This is a genomic window from Pseudomonas khavaziana (genome assembly GCF_019145205.1).
In the GTDB taxonomy this organism is placed as follows: domain Bacteria; phylum Pseudomonadota; class Gammaproteobacteria; order Pseudomonadales; family Pseudomonadaceae; genus Aquipseudomonas; species Aquipseudomonas khavaziana.
In genome coordinates, this window is the sequence record NZ_JAHSTT010000003.1 from 248,191 (window position 1) to 266,083 (window position 17,893).

The 17,893-nt window shown below is 60.6% G+C and carries 20 protein-coding genes; 11 read left to right on the forward strand and 9 right to left on the reverse strand.

Annotated elements, in window-relative coordinates:
* The first annotated feature begins 331 nt into the window (after positions 1-331).
* The 6 genes from hisB (at position 332) to KVH01_RS09200 (ending at position 4,199) form a co-directional block, all read left to right on the forward strand.
* Complete coding sequence (gene hisB / locus KVH01_RS09175; protein ID WP_043047299.1) at positions 332-928, forward strand: imidazoleglycerol-phosphate dehydratase HisB; 597 nt, start codon at positions 332-334, stop codon at positions 926-928.
* On the forward strand, positions 928-1,566 hold the full coding sequence (gene hisH, locus KVH01_RS09180; RefSeq protein ID WP_217881229.1) for an imidazole glycerol phosphate synthase subunit HisH: 639 nt from the start codon (positions 928-930) through the stop codon (positions 1,564-1,566). The genes hisB and hisH overlap by 1 nt, the downstream gene beginning before the upstream one ends.
* Complete coding sequence (locus KVH01_RS09185) at positions 1,566-1,823, forward strand: DUF2164 domain-containing protein (protein ID WP_043047297.1); 258 nt, start codon at positions 1,566-1,568, stop codon at positions 1,821-1,823. Before hisH ends, KVH01_RS09185 begins: the two co-directional genes overlap by 1 nt.
* A 39-nt stretch (positions 1,824-1,862) precedes the next feature.
* Entirely contained in the window at positions 1,863-2,600 is a 738-nt protein-coding gene (gene hisA, locus KVH01_RS09190) for a 1-(5-phosphoribosyl)-5-[(5-phosphoribosylamino)methylideneamino]imidazole-4-carboxamide isomerase (RefSeq protein ID WP_003187784.1), read from the forward strand.
* 9 nt (positions 2,601-2,609) lie between these two features.
* Positions 2,610-3,380, forward strand: a complete 771-nt coding sequence (hisF, locus tag KVH01_RS09195; RefSeq protein ID WP_003171107.1) for an imidazole glycerol phosphate synthase subunit HisF — start codon at positions 2,610-2,612, stop codon at positions 3,378-3,380.
* 63 nt (positions 3,381-3,443) lie between these two features.
* Positions 3,444-4,199, forward strand: a complete 756-nt coding sequence (locus KVH01_RS09200; protein WP_217881230.1) for a substrate-binding periplasmic protein — start codon at positions 3,444-3,446, stop codon at positions 4,197-4,199.
* Between the two features lie 105 nt (positions 4,200-4,304).
* Here KVH01_RS09200 and KVH01_RS09205 read toward each other — a convergent pair whose 3' ends face one another.
* The 4 genes from KVH01_RS09205 to gpmI form a co-directional block, all read right to left on the reverse strand.
* Positions 4,305-5,078 carry a divergent polysaccharide deacetylase family protein gene (locus tag KVH01_RS09205; RefSeq protein ID WP_217881231.1) on the reverse strand — a complete coding sequence of 258 codons (774 nt, stop codon included), beginning with the start codon at positions 5,076-5,078 and terminating at the stop codon, positions 4,305-4,307.
* 2 nt (positions 5,079-5,080) lie between these two features.
* Positions 5,081-6,397 (reverse strand): S41 family peptidase, encoded by a 1,317-nt coding sequence (locus KVH01_RS09210; protein ID WP_217881232.1) that lies wholly within the window; start codon positions 6,395-6,397, stop codon positions 5,081-5,083.
* Positions 6,398-6,427: 30 nt separating this feature from the next.
* Positions 6,428-7,723: a murein hydrolase activator EnvC family protein gene (locus KVH01_RS09215; RefSeq protein ID WP_046070507.1), complete on the reverse strand. Its 1,296-nt coding sequence runs from the start codon at positions 7,721-7,723 to the stop codon at positions 6,428-6,430.
* Between the two features lie 257 nt (positions 7,724-7,980).
* Positions 7,981-9,507: a 2,3-bisphosphoglycerate-independent phosphoglycerate mutase gene (gene gpmI / locus KVH01_RS09220; protein WP_217881233.1), complete on the reverse strand. Its 1,527-nt coding sequence runs from the start codon at positions 9,505-9,507 to the stop codon at positions 7,981-7,983.
* Between the two features lie 151 nt (positions 9,508-9,658).
* On the opposite strand from gpmI, the gene KVH01_RS09225 reads away from it, so the two are divergent.
* Genes KVH01_RS09225 through secB form a run of 3 tightly spaced genes read left to right on the forward strand, consistent with a single transcriptional unit; the run spans position 9,659 to position 10,851 of the window.
* Positions 9,659-10,072 (forward strand): rhodanese-like domain-containing protein, encoded by a 414-nt coding sequence (locus KVH01_RS09225; protein WP_003187796.1) that lies wholly within the window; start codon positions 9,659-9,661, stop codon positions 10,070-10,072.
* 1 nt (position 10,073) lies between these two features.
* The gene (gene grxC, locus KVH01_RS09230) at positions 10,074-10,328 is read left to right on the forward strand and encodes a glutaredoxin 3 (protein ID WP_043047291.1); all 255 of its coding nucleotides are present in this window, start codon (positions 10,074-10,076) and stop codon (positions 10,326-10,328) included.
* A 43-nt stretch (positions 10,329-10,371) separates the two neighbouring features.
* Positions 10,372-10,851, forward strand: a complete 480-nt coding sequence (gene secB / locus KVH01_RS09235; RefSeq protein ID WP_043047290.1) for a protein-export chaperone SecB — start codon at positions 10,372-10,374, stop codon at positions 10,849-10,851.
* A gap of 125 nt (positions 10,852-10,976) precedes the next feature.
* Here the strand turns inward: secB and KVH01_RS09240 are convergent, their stop codons facing one another.
* The gene (locus KVH01_RS09240) at positions 10,977-11,432 is read right to left on the reverse strand and encodes a tRNA (cytidine(34)-2'-O)-methyltransferase (RefSeq protein ID WP_046070509.1); all 456 of its coding nucleotides are present in this window, start codon (positions 11,430-11,432) and stop codon (positions 10,977-10,979) included.
* Between KVH01_RS09240 and KVH01_RS09245 the strand changes: the two genes are divergently transcribed.
* Positions 11,431-11,871, forward strand: a complete 441-nt coding sequence (locus KVH01_RS09245) for a hypothetical protein (protein ID WP_217881234.1) — start codon at positions 11,431-11,433, stop codon at positions 11,869-11,871. The genes KVH01_RS09240 and KVH01_RS09245 overlap by 2 nt on opposite strands.
* 442 nt (positions 11,872-12,313) lie before the next feature.
* Here the strand turns inward: KVH01_RS09245 and ntrC are convergent, their stop codons facing one another.
* From ntrC to KVH01_RS09260, 3 genes are all read right to left on the reverse strand, one after another.
* Entirely contained in the window at positions 12,314-13,750 is a 1,437-nt protein-coding gene (gene ntrC / locus KVH01_RS09250) for a nitrogen regulation protein NR(I) (protein WP_046070511.1), read from the reverse strand.
* Positions 13,747-14,832 (reverse strand): nitrogen regulation protein NR(II), encoded by a 1,086-nt coding sequence (gene glnL / locus KVH01_RS09255; RefSeq protein WP_046070512.1) that lies wholly within the window; start codon positions 14,830-14,832, stop codon positions 13,747-13,749. Before glnL ends, ntrC begins: the two co-directional genes overlap by 4 nt.
* A gap of 295 nt (positions 14,833-15,127) precedes the next feature.
* Positions 15,128-15,664, reverse strand: a complete 537-nt coding sequence (locus KVH01_RS09260) for a chorismate mutase (RefSeq protein ID WP_217881235.1) — start codon at positions 15,662-15,664, stop codon at positions 15,128-15,130.
* A 425-nt stretch (positions 15,665-16,089) separates the two neighbouring features.
* Between KVH01_RS09260 and KVH01_RS09265 the strand changes: the two genes are divergently transcribed.
* The gene (locus KVH01_RS09265; protein WP_217881236.1) at positions 16,090-16,326 is read left to right on the forward strand and encodes a DUF6124 family protein; all 237 of its coding nucleotides are present in this window, start codon (positions 16,090-16,092) and stop codon (positions 16,324-16,326) included.
* A 74-nt stretch (positions 16,327-16,400) separates the two neighbouring features.
* On the opposite strand, the gene glnA is transcribed toward KVH01_RS09265, so the two are convergent.
* On the reverse strand, positions 16,401-17,807 hold the full coding sequence (gene glnA / locus KVH01_RS09270) for a glutamate--ammonia ligase (RefSeq protein WP_034117297.1): 1,407 nt from the start codon (positions 17,805-17,807) through the stop codon (positions 16,401-16,403).
* Between the last annotated feature and the right edge of the window lie 86 nt (positions 17,808-17,893).

The following is a 17,893-nucleotide window of genomic DNA, read 5'->3' on the forward strand; positions in this document are numbered from 1 at the left end:
CTTGTGGGAGGGGGCTTGCCCCAATGCATTACCCTCTGTAGGAGCGAGCTTGCTCGCGAAAAACGTCAACGATAAAGCGCGGTTTCTGAATGAACGCGGCGCCTGTGAGTTTTTCGCGAGCAAGCTCGCTCCTACAGAGTCTTAGCTGACAGGCATTGGGGCAAGCCCCCTCCCATATTGGTTTCCCAGTGTTTTCAGGGGCTGTGCTTCACATGTATGCACATGTCTATCCCCGACGCTCCATCAGTCTTATCCCCTTCGATGTTTCTGTTTAGCGCCCACGCCCCTATAATGGCTGCCTTTTTCGCCCAATGATTTTGCGGAGCTGGTGATGGCCGAACGTAAGGCGTCTGTCGAGCGCGACACTCTGGAAACCCAGATCAAAGCCTCGATCAACCTGGATGGCACCGGAAAGGCCCGATTTGATATCGGTGTACCTTTTCTTGAGCACATGCTGGACCAGATCGCCCGTCATGGGCTGATCGACCTGGATATCGTCGGCAAGGGCGACCTGCACATCGACGACCACCACATGGTGGAAGACGTGGGCATCACCCTCGGCCAGGCCTTTGCCAAGGCTGTTGGCGACAAGAAAGGCATCCGTCGCTACGGTCATGCCTATGTGCCGCTGGACGAAGCGCTGTCGCGTGTGGTCATCGACTTCTCCGGCCGGCCAGGCCTGCAGATGCACGTGCCCTACACCCGCGCCAATGTGGGCCGCGGCTTTGACGTCGACCTGTTCCAGGAATTCTTCCAGGGCTTCGTCAACCACGCCCTTGTCAGCCTGCATATCGACAACCTGCGCGGCACCAACACCCACCACCAGATCGAAACCGTGTTCAAGGCTTTCGGCCGCGCACTGCGCATGGCCGTGGAAGTCGATGAGCGCATGGGCGGGCAAATGCCGTCGACCAAGGGCGTCCTGTAATGCAGACGGTCGCGGTTATCGATTACGGCATGGGTAACCTGCACTCGGTGGCCAAGGCCCTCGAGCATGTAGGCGCCGGCAAGGTGCTGATCACCAGCGATGCCAATGTGATTCGCGAAGCCGACCGTGTGGTGTTCCCCGGTGTCGGCGCGATTCGCGATTGCATGGCCGAGATCCGCCGCCTGGGCTTTGACAGCCTGGTGCGCGAGGTTAGCCAGGATCGGCCGTTCCTCGGTATCTGCGTGGGCATGCAAGCCTTGCTCGACAGCAGCGAAGAGAACGACGGCGTCGACTGCATCGGCCTGTTTCCAGGCCAGGTGAAGTTCTTCGGCAAGGGCCTGCATGAAGACGGCGAGCACTTGAAAGTCCCGCACATGGGCTGGAACGAAGTGCGCCGCACCGTCGATCACCCGCTGTGGCATGAGATTCCGGACATGGCACGTTTCTACTTCGTGCACAGCTACTACATCGCCGCCGGTGACCCGCGCCAGGTGGTGGGTGGCGGGCATTACGGCGTCGACTTCGCCGCAGCGCTGGCCGAAGGTTCGCGTTTTGCCGTGCAGTTCCACCCGGAGAAGAGCCATACCCATGGCCTGCAATTGCTGCAGAACTTCGCCGCGTGGGATGGTCGCTGGTAATGGCTAAGAAACCGAAGCCGCCGATCTTGAACCTCACGCCCGAGCAGGAGCGTGCGGCCACCGACAAAATCAAACGGTTCATGGAGGACCGCTTCGAGCTCAAGCTGGGTTCGTTCGAGGTCGCCGAGATTCTTGAGTTGTTCACCACCGAAGTGGCGCCGCATTATTACAACAGGGCGATTTTCGATACGCAGACGCTCCTCAAAGAAAGGTTCGAAAGCATCGAAAGCGACTTGTGGTCGCTTGAGAAACCCTGATTTCCCAAGCATTGCTGAATATCGAATAAGGTTTGCCAGATGCTGATTATCCCCGCTATCGATCTCAAGGACGGCGCCTGTGTACGTCTGCGCCAGGGCCGCATGGAAGATTCCACGGTGTTCTCCGATGACCCGGTGAGCATGGCCGCCAAATGGGTGGAGGGTGGCTGCCGTCGTCTGCACCTGGTGGACTTGAACGGTGCCTTCGAAGGCCAGCCGGTCAATGGCGAGGTGGTCACCGCGATCGCCAAGCGCTACCCGAACCTGCCGATCCAGATCGGCGGCGGTATCCGCTCCCTGGAGACCATCGAGCACTACGTGAAAGCGGGTGTGAGCTACGTGATCATCGGCACCAAGGCCGTGAAAGACCCAGCCTTCGTCGCCGAAGCCTGCCGCGCGTTCCCTGGCAAGGTGATCGTCGGCCTGGATGCTAAAGATGGTTTCGTCGCCACCGACGGTTGGGCAGAAATCAGCACCGTGCAGGTGATCGACCTGGCCAAGCAGTTTGAAGCCGACGGCGTTTCCGCCATCGTTTATACCGATATCGCCAAAGACGGCATGATGCAGGGTTGCAACGTGCCGTTCACCGCTGCCCTGGCGGCGGCGACCAAGATTCCAGTGATCGCCTCAGGCGGCATTCACAACCTGGGCGACATCAAGTCGCTGCTGGACGCCAAGGCCCCCGGCATTATCGGCGCCATCACTGGCCGTGCGATTTACGAAGGCACCCTGGACGTCGCCGAAGCCCAGGCTTACTGCGATGCCTACAACGGCTGAGGACTGACCATGGCGCTGGCCAAACGCATCATCCCTTGCCTGGACGTCGACAACGGTCGCGTGGTCAAGGGCGTCAAGTTCGAGAACATCCGCGATGCCGGCGACCCGGTGGAAATCGCCCGTCGCTACGATGAGCAAGGTGCCGATGAGATTACCTTTCTCGACATTACCGCCAGCGTCGACGGTCGCGATACCACCTTGCATACCGTCGAGCGCATGGCCAGCCAGGTGTTTATCCCGCTGACCGTGGGCGGTGGCGTGCGCACCGTGCAAGACATCCGCAACCTGCTCAATGCCGGCGCGGACAAGGTCTCGATCAATACCGCCGCCGTGTTCAACCCCGAGTTCGTCGGCGAGGCCGCGCAGCATTTCGGCTCGCAATGCATCGTGGTCGCCATCGACGCCAAGAAGGTGTCCGGCCCGGGCGAAACCCCGCGTTGGGAGATCTTTACCCATGGCGGGCGCAAGCCGACCGGGTTGGACGCGGTGGAGTGGGCGATGAAGATGGAAGGCCTGGGCGCGGGTGAAATCCTGCTGACGAGCATGGACCAGGACGGTATGAAAAATGGCTTCGACCTTGGCGTCACCCGCGCCATCAGCGATGCCCTGGGCATTCCGGTAATCGCCTCCGGTGGTGTCGGCAACCTTCAGCACCTGGCCGATGGCGTGATCGAAGGCCACGCCAGCGCCGTGCTGGCGGCGAGTATTTTCCATTTTGGCGAATACACCGTCCCCGAGGCAAAGGCCTACATGGCGGCTCGCGGTATCGTCGTTCGCTAAACGCTGGACACCATGGCAGGCTCGCGGCACTCTCTGCGCTTGCCATGGATTTCGGTAGCCTTCATGTTCAAACACCTGCTGCTCGCCCTCGCCAGTTCCTCCATGCTCATGGTGGCTACGGCACAAGCCGAAGAATCGTCTGATACTTCCCTGGTACTGCTGACGGAAAATTTCCCGCCCTACAACATGGCGAAAAACGGCAAGAACTTCGCCAAGGACGAGAACATCGAAGGCATCGCCGTAGACATCATGCGCGAAATCTTCAAGCGCGCCGGCATTTCCTACAACCTGACCCTGCGTTTCCCGTGGGAACGAATCTACAAGCTCGCCCTGGAAAAACCCGGTTACGGCGTGTTTGTGATGGCGCGGCTGCCAGACCGTGAAGCCCTGTTCAAATGGGTCGGTCCCATCGGCCCGGACGACTGGGTGTTGCTGGCCAAGGCAGACAGCAAGATCCAGCTGGATAGCCTGGAGCAGGCGCGCCGCTACAAGATTGGCGCCTACAAAGGCGACGCCATTGCCGAAAGCCTGGACAAGCAGGGGCTCAAGCCGATGGTCGCCCTGCGTGACCAGGATAATGCGCAAAAACTCATGGAGGGCCAGATCGACCTGTGGGCCACAGGCGACCCTGCCGGGCGTTACCTGGCGCGGCAGGTGGGGGTGAACGGGCTCAAGACGGTATTGCGTTTCAACAGTGCGCAGCTTTACCTGGCGTTGAACAAGGACGTGCCGGATGAGGTGGTGGCCAAGCTTCAGGCCGCGCTGGACCAGTTGCGTGAGGAAGGCCTTATCGACCAGATCATGGCCAACTACCTGTAGGAGCGAGCTTGCTCGCGAAGGACGTCAACGATGACGCGGGTATCCGGGGTGTACGCGGCGGTCTCAAGTTTTTCGCGAGCAAGCTCGCTCCTACAGGGGGGGGCGTCAGCGATAGATGCCGTTTTTGCCATGCCCAGCCATCGCCCGGTTACTGCGCACGCTGATCATTAACTTGATATCGATCCACTCCACGCCCTGGGCCTTGAGCTTGGGCAATTCGCGCTCCAGCACCGCCAGGGTTTGTGGGTAAGGGTGCCCGATCATCACCGCCGACCCCTGCTTATGCGCCAGCTTGATTGCGGTTTGCAGTTGGGTGGTAATCGCTGCTTCGGTGCGTTCGTCATCGAGGAACACATCCCGCGAAACATGCGCCAGGCCAATCTTCTGCGCCTCGGCGGCGGCGACGGTCTGCGCGCTGGTGCGGCTGTCTACGAAGAACTTGTGACGTCGCTGCAGCTCGGCCATCAACCACGCCATCGCCTGCGGCTGCGCGGTCATGCGGCTGCCCATATGGTTGTTGATGCCGGCTGTATAGGGCACTGCCTGGAACGCGGCGTCCAGGCGCTTGCCGAGTTCTTCCACCGGCAGTTCGGGGTGCCAGGCGAAGGGGCCGGTGGCCGGGTCCATGGGCATGTGCAGAATCACGATCTTGCCGGCCTTGTGGGCCTCGCGGGCGAATTCGGCGGCGTGGGGCGTGTCGGGCATGATCGCAGTGGTTACCGGCCCAGGCAGGGCCAGCACACGACGATCCCGGGGCAGGTTTTGCCCGAGGTCGTCGATGATGAGGGTCAGGTAGGCTTTGTGTGGCTCGCTGGCCGAGGTCGCTTGAGCGACCCCGGCCAGGCTGCACAGCACAGCGATGATCAGGAAAAAGCGCATGATCAACGGCTGCGGGTGATGCTCAGGCCCTTGAGCAGGCTCAGCGCCTGGGCCAACTGATAGTCATCGTCCTGCGGCATCGGCTTGGCTTTGGCGCCGCTGCCGGAGGGCTGGTCGGCGCCGCCGTTGCCATTGCCCAGGTGACCTTGCAGGTCGGCCTCTTTGTAGTACTCGCTGTCGATCTCGTTGGTGATCTTGGCCTTGCGCACTTCGATGTCCGGCACGATGCCCTGGGCCTGGATCGAACGGCCGTTCGGCGTGTAGTACAGCGCTGTGGTGATCTTCAGCGCCCGCTCATTGTTGAGCGGCAACACGGTTTGCACCGAGCCCTTGCCGAAGGTGGTGGTGCCCATCAGGACGCCGCGCTTCTGGTCCTGCAAGGCGCCTGCAACGATTTCCGAGGCCGAGGCGCTGCCGCCGTTGATCAGTACCGCCAGCGGCACGTTCTCGCTCAGGTCGTTGCCGGTGGCCGAGAAGCGCAGTTCGGAGTTGGCGATTCGACCCTTGGTGTAGACAATCAGGCCCTTTGTAATGAAGTGGTCGACTACTTCCACCGCCGATTGCAACACGCCGCCTGGGTTGTTACGCAGGTCGAGCACGATGCCGTTGAGTTTCTTGCCGTTGTCCTTGCGCAGCTTGGCCAGGGCCTTGGCCACTTCGTCGCCGGTCTTGACCTGGAACTGGGTGATGCGGATATAGCCGTAGCCAGACTCCAGCAACTGGCTCTTGACGCTCTTGACCGTGATGGTCGCACGGGCCAGGGTCACGTCAAACGGGTTGCCGCCGTCGCGTACCAGGGTCAGGGTGATTTTCTGGCCGAGCTTGCCGCGCATCTTGTCGACGGCCTCGGTCATGCTCTGGCCGCGGGTCGGCTGGCCGTTGATCTTCACGATCAGGTCGCCGGCCTGGATGCCGGCCTTGGACGCCGGTGTGTCGTCGATGGGCGAGACCACCTTGATCTGGCCGTCCTCGGAGCCCACTTCGATGCCCAGGCCGCCGAACTCACCGCTGGTGCTTTCCTGCAACTCGGCAAAATCTTCAGGGCCCAGGTAGGCAGAGTGCGGGTCGAGGTTGCTGAGCATGCCCTTGATGGCATTTTCCAGCAGGGTCTTGTCGTCTACGGGTTCGACATAAGCTGCCTTGATCCGGTCCATGACCTCGGCAAAGGTGCGCAGCTCGTCCAGCGGCAACGGTGCCTTGGTGGTCGCGGCCATGGCAGCGGGCGCAGCCGGTGCGGCCTGGTCGGCAAAAGCCATAGGCGCGCCGATCACCAGGGCGATCGTCAGGGCCAGCGAAGTGAGGCGGGACAAATGCAGCATGTCGAACGAACTCCTAATGTAGATGCGACCCTATCCTTGGGATCTGCACCATTGTGCAGGATCGCTCGGGCGACCCTGCTGACGAATAGCGAAGTACAGCGCCGGGGTGTCCTGGCCGCCACTGGTACCGACAGTGGAGATGGATTCACCGGCTTTTACAACATCACCTGCCGACTTGAGTAATGTCTGATTGTGGCCGTAAAGGCTCAAATAGCCATTGCCGTGGTCGAGAATCACCAGCAAGCCGGCGCCCCGCAGCCAATCGGCAAACACCACGCGCCCACCGTGGACGGCATGGACCTGGCTGCCGGCGGAGGCGCTGATCATCACCCCATCCCACTTGGCACGGGTGTCATCGCCACGGGTTTCACCGAAGCGTGCCAGTAGTCGACCATCAACTGGCCATGGAAGTTTGCCCCGGGCTGATGCAAAAGGGCCGCCGAAGGACTCGCCGCTGCTGGAGACCAGCGGGCCAGGGGCTGCGCGTGCCGGTTTGCGCGGTGCTGGCGCGTCGCTGCTGGCGGCCAGTTCGGCCTCACGCTGGCGCTTTTTTTCCGCTTCCTGCTGGGCGATCAGCGCTTTTTGCCGCGCCTCTTCGGCCTCGCGGGCCTGGCGGGCCAGGGTTTCTTCGATGGTCTTGAGCACTTTGGCCAGGTCGGCCTGGTCCTGCTCGCGGGCCTGCAGCTTGGCGTCGCGGGCTTTCACGTCGTTATTGAGCTTGGCCAGCGCTTGCTGGCGTTCCTTGCGTACCTTGTCCAGCTGGTCGCGCTGGGTATCCAGGGCGCTTTTCTGGTCGAGCAGTTGTGACTGCTGGTCGGCAATTTCCTGTTCGACATTGGCCAACTGGCGCAGGGTCTCGTTGAAACCCTTCAATTGCGCCAGGCGCGCCTGGCTCAGGTAATCGTAATACGTGAGGGTGCGGGCGAATTTTTCCGGGTTCTGCTGGTTGAGCAACAGCTTGAGGTATTCCTGGCGGCCGCTCTGGTACGCGGCACGGGCCTGGATCGCGATCAGGCGTTGCTGTTCAACGCGTGCGCTCTGGAGTTTTTTTTTCTCAGCGTCGAGTCGCTCCAGTTCCGACTCGCTCTTCTTTAATTCTTTTTGCAGCTCCTGGACCTGCTTCTCGAGCTTGCCCATTTCGGTTTCCGTGCCGCGCAGGTCTTTCTGCACGCCGGATTTTTCTTCCTGGAGCTTGCCCAGCAGCTTTTTCAGCTCGGCAATGTCCTGACGCGTAGCGTCCAGTTGTTGTTGGGTTTGTGCGCGCTCATCGGCAAAGGCCGGTTGGAGCAGGCAGACAAGAGCGAGGGTTATCAAGGCGCGAAGCATAGAGGCGGGCGACACCAGGGAAAGGGACGGCCTAGTATGCCCGCCAAGCGCTGCAAAAAAAACGCCCAATTGGGGCTCAAAGGCAAGATAGGCGCCGAGCGGCGATGGTATGGCAAAAAGACATCTACCAAACGCTGCAAAGCTAATGTGGGAGGGGGCTTGCTCCCGATAGCGGTAGCTCAGTCACATAAGTCTCGACTGGCACACCGCTGTCGGGAGCAAGCCCCCTCCCACATTGTTATGCGTTGCTGTTTGGATCAGACCAGAATTGAGGTCCCGGTCATCTCCTTCGGCTTCTCCAGCCCCATCAGCATCAGCATGGTCGGCGCCACATCCGCCAGCACGCCGCCGTCACGTACCTTGAGGTCGCGCTTGCCAACATAGATGAACGGCACCGGCTCGGTCGTGTGGGCGGTATGCGCCTGGCCGGTGGATTCGTCGGACATCTGCTCGCAGTTGCCATGGTCGGCGGTAATCAACGCTTCGCCGCCGACTTTTTCCAGGGCGTCGACGATGCGGCCGACGCACAGGTCCAGGCATTCAACGGCCTTGACCGCCGCTTCCAGGTTGCCGCTATGGCCGACCATGTCGCCGTTGGCGTAGTTGACCACGATCACGTCGTAACGCAGGTTGTCGATGGCATCGACGATCTTGTCGGTCACTTCCGGCGCGCTCATTTCCGGCTGCAGATCGTAGGTGGCGACTTTTGGCGACGGGATCAGGATGCGCTCTTCGCCCGGGAACGGTTCTTCGCGGCCACCGGAGAAGAAAAAGGTCACGTGGGCGTATTTCTCGGTCTCGGCGATGCGCAGCTGGGTCTTGCCGTTCTTCGCCAGGTAGTCGCCCAGCACGTTTTCCAGGCTGCCCGGGGCGAAAGCCGACGGGGCCGGGATGTTGGCGGCGTATTGGGTAAGCATGACGAACTCGACTTTCGGCTGGCGCGCGCGCTCGAAGTCCTTGAAACCTTCATCGACAAACACATGGCTCAACTCGCGGGCACGGTCGGCACGGAAGTTCATGAACACCACGGCGTCGCCGTCTTCGACCTTCACCGGCTCGCCGATGGTGGTGGCCTTGACGAACTCATCGCTTTCGCCACGGGCGTAGGCGGCTTCCAGGCCTTCCTGGGCGGTGGCGGCATTGAATTCAGCCTGGCCGTCGACGATCAGGTTATAGGCCTGGGATACGCGGTCCCAGCGGTTGTCGCGGTCCATGGCAAAGTAACGGCCTACCAGGCTGGCGATGCGGCCCTTGCCGAGGGCGGCGAAGGTGGTGTCGAGCAGTTCGATGGACGATTGCGCGCTTTTGGGCGGGGTGTCGCGGCCGTCGAGGAAGGCGTGCAGGTAGATCTTGTCGGCGCCGCGCTTGTAGGCCAGTTCGGCCATCGCCACCAGATGGTCCTGGTGGCTGTGTACGCCGCCGTCCGACAGCAGGCCCATGAAATGCACGGCCTTGCCGGCGGCCACGGCTTTATCGACCGCGGCGCAGATGGTCGGGTTCTCGAAGAACTCGCCATCGCGGATCGCTTTGGTCACACGGGTGAAGTCCTGGTATACCACTCGTCCGGCGCCGAGGTTCATGTGGCCGACTTCCGAATTGCCCATCTGGCCGTCCGGCAGGCCTACATCCATGCCGGAACCGGAGATCAAACCATTCGGCACGGTGGCGCTCAGGCGATCCAGCACCGGCTTGTTGGCCGAGTACACGGCGTTATCGTGGTGGCTTTCACTGTGTCCGAAGCCATCGAGAATTATCAGGACCAAAGGTTTAGGCGTAGTAGTCATAGATCCTCTCGCGGCGGTAATAAAGGAAGACAATTGAAAAGGGAGTGGCAGTTTAAAGCGAAGTTCCAACCACGTCACCGCTTTACGGGGGTTGGCCGCCCCTGGCGCCTGTGTATACTTACCGCCATTTTAACGCCCTGGAACCTCCTTGATGGTTGATCACCTGATTGCATTTGCCACTGCCCACTACCTGCTCGTGGGTGCCTTCGTCATCCTGCTGGCGCTGCTGATCGCTCATGAACTGAGCCGCGGTGGTCGCAGCCTGAGCACGTCGGAGCTGACCGCGCTGGTCAACAAGGATGAGGCCGTTGTCGTCGATATTCGCCCGGCCAAGGATTATGCCGCCGGTCATATCGTCGGTGCCCTTAACATCCCGCAGGACAAGCTGATCGCACGCTTGGCCGAGCTGGAAAAATACAAGGCCAAGACCATCATCCTGGTCGACGCCCAAGGCCAGCACTCCGGCACCCACGCCCGCGAGATGCTCAAGACCGGCTTTACCGCCGCCAAGCTGTCGGGTGGTATCAGCAGCTGGCGTGGCGATAACCTGCCGCTGGTGAAGTGATATGAGCCAGGTTGTCGTGTATTCCAGCGATTATTGCCCTTATTGCATTCGAGCCAAGCAGTTGCTCCAAAGCAAGAAGGTGGCCTTCGAAGAGATCAAGGTCGATGGCAAGCCCCAGGTGCGCGCCGAAATGGCCCAGAAGGCCGGCCGCACGTCGGTCCCGCAGATCTGGATCGGCGCCACGCACATCGGTGGTTGCGATGACCTGTTCGCCCTGGAGCGCGCCGGTAAACTCGACGCGCTGCTGCTCGTCTGACTTCTAACCCCTTTAAAGACCCCAAGATAGAGAAGGATCTGCGATGACTGACCAACAGAACACCGAAGCAGCAGAAACCCAAGGCCCACAGTTTTCGCTGCAGCGCATCTACGTGCGTGACCTGTCGTTCGAAGCGCCGAAAAGCCCGGCCATCTTCCGCCAGGAGTGGACCCCAAGCGTTGCGCTGGACCTGAACACCCGTCAGAAAGCCCTGGAAGGCGACTTCCACGAAGTTGTGCTGACCCTGTCGGTTACCGTCAAGAACGGCGAAGAAGTAGCCTTTATCGCTGAAGTACAACAGGCGGGTATCTTCCTGATCCAGGGCCTGGACGAAGCGTCCATGAGCCACACCCTGGGTGCGTTCTGCCCGAATATCCTGTTCCCGTATGCTCGAGAGACTCTGGACAGCCTGGTCACCCGTGGCTCGTTCCCGGCGCTGATGCTGGCTCCGGTGAACTTCGATGCTTTGTACGCTCAAGAGCTGCAGCGCATGCAACAGGAAGGCGCGCCGACGGTTCAGTAATCTCGAACCTGGCGCAGCACTCAATGTGGGAGGGGGCTTGCTCCCGATAGCGGTGGAACAGTCACTTAGATGTCGACTGACACTCCGCCATCGGGGCAAGCCACCTCCCACATTTGTTTTGTGTGTTATTTGAAACCGAGCTGGCGCCAGCCTTCGTAGACGGCGACGGCCACGGTGTTGGACAGGTTCAGGCTGCGGCAGCCCTCGCGCATCGGCAAGCGCAGGCGGTGGCCGTCGGGCAGGGCGTCGAGCACGTCGGCCGGCAGGCCACGGCTTTCCGGGCCGAACAGGAAGGCATCGCCTTCGGCAAAGCTGGCATCATGAAACGGCCGTGAGCCCTTGGTGGTGAACGCAAACAGCCGTGGATGGCCCAGGCTTTCCAGGCAGCTGGCCAGGTCGGCATGGCGCTGGAGGGTGGCGTACTCGTGGTAGTCCAGCCCGGCGCGGCGCAGGCGCTTGTCGTCCATGTCGAACCCCAACGGCTCGATCAAATGCAGGTGGCAGCCACTGTTGGCGCACAGCCTGATAACGTTGCCGGTATTCGGCGGAATTTCTGGTTGAAAAAGGATGACGTGAAACATGCACGGCTCCGAAGGCAAAGATGCGCTGCATTCTACCCCTGAAGACGACCCCAGGCCGAAGCTATTGCCGAGGGTTCTAGGTTCGTTGGCGATTGTTGGCTTGATGATTGGCCTGATGATTGGTCGCCTGACCACCCCGGACCCGGTTGAACTGCAGCAGATAGAAACGGCGGCGGACGGCATCGTGGTGTGGTTCAGCAGCGAGCCCAAGCTGCATGGCGAGCATATCGATGGCACCGTGGCGCTGCTGTTCGACGCACTGGGCAAAACTGCCGGCGGGCAACTGAAGGTCAATGACAAGGACGTGAATTGGCGTGTGCGCAAGACCGATGGCGGTTTGCTGCTCAACCTGGTGGCGGCGCGGCCATTGCGAGGGGAATGGAAAGGCGAGCAGGTCGATGACCGCTGGCGGCTGGAGGTCCATCTCCAAGAGCAATAAAAGAGGGAGTTCCCGGCCTGCCTGTACCAGGGCTCCCAAAAGCGTGAAGCACAAGGGCTTCGTATAAAAGAGGGGATTCTCGGCCTGCCTGTACCAAGGTCCCCGAAACTGGGTAGTACTGGGGTTATTGCAGGGGGCGTGCCAGAGTCTTCGATTTGTGCCAAATAATGTCTTCAGAAAGCCAAAAGCCCCGGATTACGGGGCTTTGGTGTTTTTGCAGTGCAAGGTTTTCCGGGCTTTTCGGTTGTTTCAGGGTTGAAAGGCTTGCCCGATGCCGGTTCATGGTGCATCGAAGCGGTGCACAATCCAGCAGCCTTGTAGAGATCCAAATGTGGGAGGGGGCTTGCTCCCGATAGCAGGGGGTCAGTCAAAGATGCTGTAACTGATACTCCGCTATCGGGAGCAAGCCCCCTCCCACATTGGATATTGGTGAGTTCCGGAATCAGGCGTCATCGCTTTCGTCGTCGTCTCCGCCATCCACCTTCATCCCCAGCTCCTTGATCTTGCGCGTCAGGGTATTGCGACCCCAACCCAGCAGCACTGCCGCATCGCGGCGGCGCCCGGCAGTGTGCTTGAGGGCGGTCTCGATCATGATCCGCTCGAATGCCGGCACGGCGCTGTCCAGCAGGTTCGACTGGCCGCGGGCCAGGGCCTGGTCGGCCCATTGGCGCAGGGCCTGTTCCCAGTTGGTCACCGGGGCCGAATCCTGCGGCAGGCTCAGCAGCTCAGGTGGCAGGTCGCTGATATGCACTTCGCGCCCGGACGCCATCACGGTGATCCAGCGGCAGGTGTTCTCCAGCTGGCGCACATTGCCGGGCCACGGCAGGTTCTTGAGGTATTCCTCGGTCTCGCTTTTCAGCAGCTTCGGCTCTACGGCCAGCTCCAGGGCGGCGCGGCTGAGGAAGTGGCGGGCGAGGGTGGGAATGTCTTCGCGGCGGTCCGACATGCGTGGGATATGGATGCGGATCACATTGAGGCGATGGAACAAGTCCTCACGGAATTTGCCCGCGTGTACCAGGGTTTCCAGGTTCTGGTGGGTGGCCGCAATGATGCGCACATCGACCTTGACCGGCGTATGCCCGCCGACGCGATAGAACTCACCGTCTGCCAATACCCGCAGCAATCGGGTTTGGGTATCGGCCGGCATATCGCCGATTTCATCGAGGAACAGCGTACCGCCGTCGGCCTGTTCAAAACGCCCACGCCGCAGGTTTGCGGCGCCGGTGAACGCACCTTTCTCATGACCGAACAGCTCTGACTCCATCAAGTCCTTCGGAATCGCCGCCATGTTCAGCGCGATAAACGGCGAGGCCGCCCGTGGGCTGTGGCGGTGCAGGGCGTGGGCCACCAGCTCTTTGCCGGTACCGGACTCGCCGTTGATCAGCACGGTGATGTTGGAGTGGCTCAAGCGCCCGATGGCGCGAAACACTTCCTGCATCGCCGGCGCTTCACCAATGATTTCCGGGGTGCGGGTCAGGGTGGGCGGGGCTTCCTGGTTCTGTTGTTCCTGGGCGTGCTGGTTGGCACGCTTGACCAGCGCCACCGCCTCATCCACGTCGAATGGCTTGGGCAGGTACTCAAAGGCGCCGCCCTGGTAGGACGCGACAGCGCTGTCCAGGTCCGAGTGCGCGGTCATGATGATCACTGGCAGGCGCGGGTGCTGCTCGCGGATGCGTGCGAGCAAGTCCAGGCCGCTGGCGCCGGGCATGCGGATGTCGGAGATGATCACGTCGGGCTGCTGGCGCGCCAGGCGGCTCATCACGCCGTCGGCGCTGTCGAAGCTCTGGGTGGTCATGCCTTCCTGTTGCAAGGCTTTCTCCAGGACCCAGCGGATAGAACGGTCGTCATCGACGATCCAGACAGTTTCACTACGGCTCATGTCGTGGGGGCTCCTTGTTCCAATGGCAGGAAGATCGAGAACGTGGTGTGGCCGGGATGGCTTTCACATTCGATCAGGCCCTGGTGCTGGCTGATGATGTTCTGGGTAATGGCCAGGCCCAGCCCGGTACCGTCCGGGCGGCCGCTGACCATGGGAAAGAAGATGGTTTCCTGCAATTCGGCCGGGATGCCCGGGCCGTTGTCGATGATCTCGACCTTGGTCACCAGGCGATGGCGCACATGGCCGATGGTGAATTGGCGCAGGGCGCGGGTGCGCAGGCTGATACGGCCCAGGCGCAGCTCGTTCTGGCTGCTGATGGCTTGCATGGCGTTGCGCACGATATTGAGCACCGCCTGGATCATCTGCTCGCGGTCGATCAATACGTCGGGAATGCTTGGGTCGTAGTCGCGTACCAGGGTGATGCAGCCTTGGCTCTCGGCCTCGACCAACTGGCAGACGCGCTCCAGCACCTCGTGCACGTTGGTCAACGCCAGGGACGGCAGCTTGTTGGAGCCGAGCATGCGGTCCACCAGGTTGCGCAGGCGGTCGGCCTCTTCGATTATGACGTTGGTGTAGTCCTTGAGGTGCTCCTCCGGCAGCTCGCGGGCCAGCAACTGCGCGGCGCCGCGAATGCCGCCCAGGGGGTTCTTGATCTCATGGGCCAGGCCACGCACCAGCATCTTGCTGGTCTCCTGCTTGGACAGTTGCGCCTCTTCCTTGGTGATGCGCAGCAATCGGTCGCGGGGATGTACTTCGAGCAGCAGCAGGGTGGCGCCGTTGCTCAGGATCGGGGTCACGGCGTAATCGACGGTCAGGGTCTGGCCGGTGAGAGCAGTGAGCATTGCTTCGCGCTTGGTGAACGGGTGCGCCTGCTCCACCGCCTGGCGCAACGAGCTCAAGGCCTCGGCCGACTCGGTAAACAACTCGCTGATGAACTGCCCATGGCTGCGCTGGCCGCTGATGGCCAGGAGCATCTCCGCCGCCGGGTTCATGTACTCAAGGCGCAGGTCGGCATTGAGCAGAATGGTCGCGGTGGTCAGGTTGTCGAGTAACAAACGGTGCAGTGCATCGCTGATGGTCATCGGGACCTCTTTTGGAGCAAGGCGCGGGCTTGAGGCACACGCTGATACGAGGAAAATGCAAAAACCAAACCAAGGCTCCGAAAAGAAGCGTTAAAGCCCTGAAATAGGCGTTTGTGGCGCGAAACTGTGGCGTTCTGCCAGCTCGTACGGGAAGTTTCGAACCAAAATGGGCTGGGCAGGTGGGAAGGGTGCAACCTATTGCACCAATATAGTGCGATTTTGTGAGGGTTGTTCAGGAAGCTGCCAGAGATGGCTCTGAATGCATACAGTCCAAATGTGGGAGGGTTTGCAGTCATTAACCTTTGTAGATGCAGAGTTCTGCAGTGGCGCGAATCATCGCCAGTTGGCGCAGCGGATCATTCAGCGGTTCGTGCACGGCCTCGGCCAGCCACTGCGGACACTGCTGGTCGGTGCGCTGCGGGGTGAAAGCGGCCAATTGCTCAAGCAGGCGCTTTTGCAGTTGATCCAGCTGCGGGCGAATCTGCTTGACCAGATCCGGGCGCGGATCGTCAGGTGCCTTGCCCTGGAACTGCCAGTCGGACAGGTGGGCGTATTGCACCAGTTTGTTGGCTTCGATCTGTGCCGAGAAAAACTGCTCGGCGGCAACGGGCTCAAGTTTGTAGCCCGGTGCTTGGGCGACGACGCTGGCGATCACTTCCTGCTCGCGTTTTTTATCTTCGACGGGCTTGTGGTTGTCCCATTTGCTCAGGGCGACCTGGTCGGCAATCTCCAGGCGCTCGGCGATGCTGTTGAGCAACGGCTCAAGCGTAGGCGGCGCCGCGGTTGCTGTTGCGCTGGTCAAGAGCAGGGCAAATACGAGTCGATGTTTCAAGGGCGATCCTCTGTAGGAGCGAGCTTGCTCGCGATGGTCGCTAACGATAACGCGTAAATGTTGAAGAAATGCGGTGTCCTGGCGTTTTTCGCGAGCAAGCTCGCTCCTACAGTGGCGGAGTAGGGCGTAAGGCGGGGGCTACCTTAACTTGCGCGGTTGCCTACAGGTGAGCCAGAATCCGCCGGCTTGTACGGCTGGCTTGTCGTCTCTAAGGTTGCTCGGTCGCTGCTCATCAGCGATCAGGTTTAGTAGCCTGGATTCGAATTGTAGGTCGTGCATTCTCCATCACGCTTGATGGCGGTTGTGCGCAGGGCATCTTCGGATGCGCCGGGCTTCTACATTCACCGGTCTACTAACCTGCGCACAGCTGCCTCCACTTCGTTTAGTAGCGAAATGAAAGCGGCCTCATTTGAGGAATGTAGAAAATGTTCGAGCCAACCCCGAATCCACCGCCCTGCGTCTTCACCATCGCCGCCGATATCGACGACGAAGCGCTGATGATCAACAGCTTCGAAACCTTCTCCTCGGTCAGCACCTTGTTGCTGGACCTTTCCGAAAACCTGGATGGCAAGCACCGCGATGTCGCCCTGGCCATTCACCAACTGAGCGCCATGGGGACGCTGATGGTCAGCCGTATGCTCGACCGCCAAGCGGCCATCTGACAATTCGCAGGCAAAAAAAGACCTCCCGCTAAGGAGGTCTTTTTCATCACGCCACGTTAAGCAGCGCTACCGGATCAGCAGCTGTAGTACAGCTCGTATTCCAGTGGGTGTACGAAGGTGCGAACCTTGATTTCTTCTTCGCTTTTCAGCTCGATGTAAGCATCGATGAAGTCGTCGCTGAATACGCCGCCCTTGGTCAGGAACGCACGGCCCTTGTCCAGCTCTTCCAGGGCTTCTTTCAGGCTGCCGCACACTTGTGGGATCTCTTTGGCCTCTTCAGGCGGCAGGTCGTACAAGTTCTTGTCGGCAGCATCGCCTGGGTGGATCTTGTTCTGGATACCGTCCAGGCCGGCCATGACCAGTGCAGCGAAGGCCAGGTATGGGTTGGCCGCTGGATCCGGGAAACGCGCTTCGATACGGCGAGCGCGAGGGCTGGACACGTAAGGAATACGGATCGAGGCGGAACGGTTGCGAGCCGAGTAGGCCAGCATCACCGGCGCTTCGAAACCTGGCACCAGACGCTTGTAGGAGTTGGTCGACGGGTTGGTGAAGCCGTTCAGGGCCTTACCGTGCTTGATGATACCGCCGATGAAGTACAGGGCGGTGTCGGACAGGCCAGCATAACCTTCGCCAGCGAAGGTGTTCTTGCCTTCTTTGGCGATGGACAAGTGAACGTGCATACCCGAACCGTTATCGCCGTACAGCGGCTTAGGCATGAAGGTCGCGGTACGGCCGTAGGCATCAGCCACGTTGTGTACGCAGTACTTCAGGGTTTGTACTTCGTCAGCCTTGGCGACCAGGGTGTTGAACTTCACACCGATTTCGTTTTGGCCGGCAGTGGCCACTTCGTGGTGGTGAACTTCGATAACCAGGCCCATTTCTTCCATGGCGTTGCACATGGAGGTACGGATTTCGTGGTCGTGGTCGAACGGCGGAACCGGGAAGTAGCCACCTTTGATGCCTGGGCGGTGGCCCTTGTTGCCGCCTTCGATGTCTTGGTCGGACATCCAAGAACCCTGCTCGGAGAAGATCTTGAACATGGAGCCGGAGATATCGGACTTGAACTTGACCGAATCAAAGATGAAGAACTCTGGCTCAGGACCAACGAATACGGTGTCACCGATACCGGTGGACTTCAGGTATTCCTCGGCACGCTTGGCGATCGCACGTGGGTCGCGGTCGTAGCCTTGCATGGTCGAAGGCTCGATCACGTCGCAGACGATGATCAGGGTTGGGTCTTCGGTGAACGGGTCGAGCACGGCAGTGCTGTCGTCCGGCATCAGGATCATGTCGGAAGCTTCGATGCCTTTCCAGCCAGCAATGGAGGAGCCGTCGAACATTTTGCCTTCTTCGAAGAAAGCATCATCCAGCGCGTCGCGAGCCGGCATGGTCACGTGGTGCTGAGTGCCTTTGGTGTCCGTGAAGCGCAGATCAATCCATTTAACGTCATGATCTTTGATGAGTTGAACCGACTTCGACATGGTGTCCTCCGGGTGGCTTCGGGCTGGGTAGTGGAGTTAGCCCTTAGAATGTGGGTGATGCCGGCGCGGATACTCCGCCATGGCAA

What these genes read in the sequence shown, in the direction of transcription:
- hisA (WP_003187784.1), top strand. Translation starts at nt 1,863, where the DNA reads ATGCTGATTATCCCCGCTATCGATCTCAAGGACGGCGCCTGTGTACGT.
- KVH01_RS09240 (WP_046070509.1), bottom strand. Translation starts at nt 11,432, where the DNA reads ATGTTTCACGTCATCCTTTTTCAACCAGAAATTCCGCCGAATACCGGC.
- KVH01_RS09225 (WP_003187796.1), top strand. Translation starts at nt 9,659, where the DNA reads ATGGTTGATCACCTGATTGCATTTGCCACTGCCCACTACCTGCTCGTG.
- glnL (WP_046070512.1), bottom strand. Translation starts at nt 14,832, where the DNA reads ATGACCATCAGCGATGCACTGCACCGTTTGTTACTCGACAACCTGACC.
- KVH01_RS09205 (WP_217881231.1), bottom strand. Translation starts at nt 5,078, where the DNA reads ATGCGCTTTTTCCTGATCATCGCTGTGCTGTGCAGCCTGGCCGGGGTC.
- grxC (WP_043047291.1), top strand. Translation starts at nt 10,074, where the DNA reads ATGAGCCAGGTTGTCGTGTATTCCAGCGATTATTGCCCTTATTGCATT.
- KVH01_RS09245 (WP_217881234.1), top strand. Translation starts at nt 11,431, where the DNA reads ATGCACGGCTCCGAAGGCAAAGATGCGCTGCATTCTACCCCTGAAGAC.
- glnA (WP_034117297.1), bottom strand. Translation starts at nt 17,807, where the DNA reads ATGTCGAAGTCGGTTCAACTCATCAAAGATCATGACGTTAAATGGATT.
- hisF (WP_003171107.1), top strand. Translation starts at nt 2,610, where the DNA reads ATGGCGCTGGCCAAACGCATCATCCCTTGCCTGGACGTCGACAACGGT.
- KVH01_RS09185 (WP_043047297.1), top strand. Translation starts at nt 1,566, where the DNA reads ATGGCTAAGAAACCGAAGCCGCCGATCTTGAACCTCACGCCCGAGCAG.
- KVH01_RS09215 (WP_046070507.1), bottom strand. Translation starts at nt 7,723, where the DNA reads ATGCTTCGCGCCTTGATAACCCTCGCTCTTGTCTGCCTGCTCCAACCG.
- KVH01_RS09200 (WP_217881230.1), top strand. Translation starts at nt 3,444, where the DNA reads ATGTTCAAACACCTGCTGCTCGCCCTCGCCAGTTCCTCCATGCTCATG.
- ntrC (WP_046070511.1), bottom strand. Translation starts at nt 13,750, where the DNA reads ATGAGCCGTAGTGAAACTGTCTGGATCGTCGATGACGACCGTTCTATC.
- gpmI (WP_217881233.1), bottom strand. Translation starts at nt 9,507, where the DNA reads ATGACTACTACGCCTAAACCTTTGGTCCTGATAATTCTCGATGGCTTC.
- hisH (WP_217881229.1), top strand. Translation starts at nt 928, where the DNA reads ATGCAGACGGTCGCGGTTATCGATTACGGCATGGGTAACCTGCACTCG.
- KVH01_RS09210 (WP_217881232.1), bottom strand. Translation starts at nt 6,397, where the DNA reads ATGCTGCATTTGTCCCGCCTCACTTCGCTGGCCCTGACGATCGCCCTG.
- KVH01_RS09265 (WP_217881236.1), top strand. Translation starts at nt 16,090, where the DNA reads ATGTTCGAGCCAACCCCGAATCCACCGCCCTGCGTCTTCACCATCGCC.
- secB (WP_043047290.1), top strand. Translation starts at nt 10,372, where the DNA reads ATGACTGACCAACAGAACACCGAAGCAGCAGAAACCCAAGGCCCACAG.
- hisB (WP_043047299.1), top strand. Translation starts at nt 332, where the DNA reads ATGGCCGAACGTAAGGCGTCTGTCGAGCGCGACACTCTGGAAACCCAG.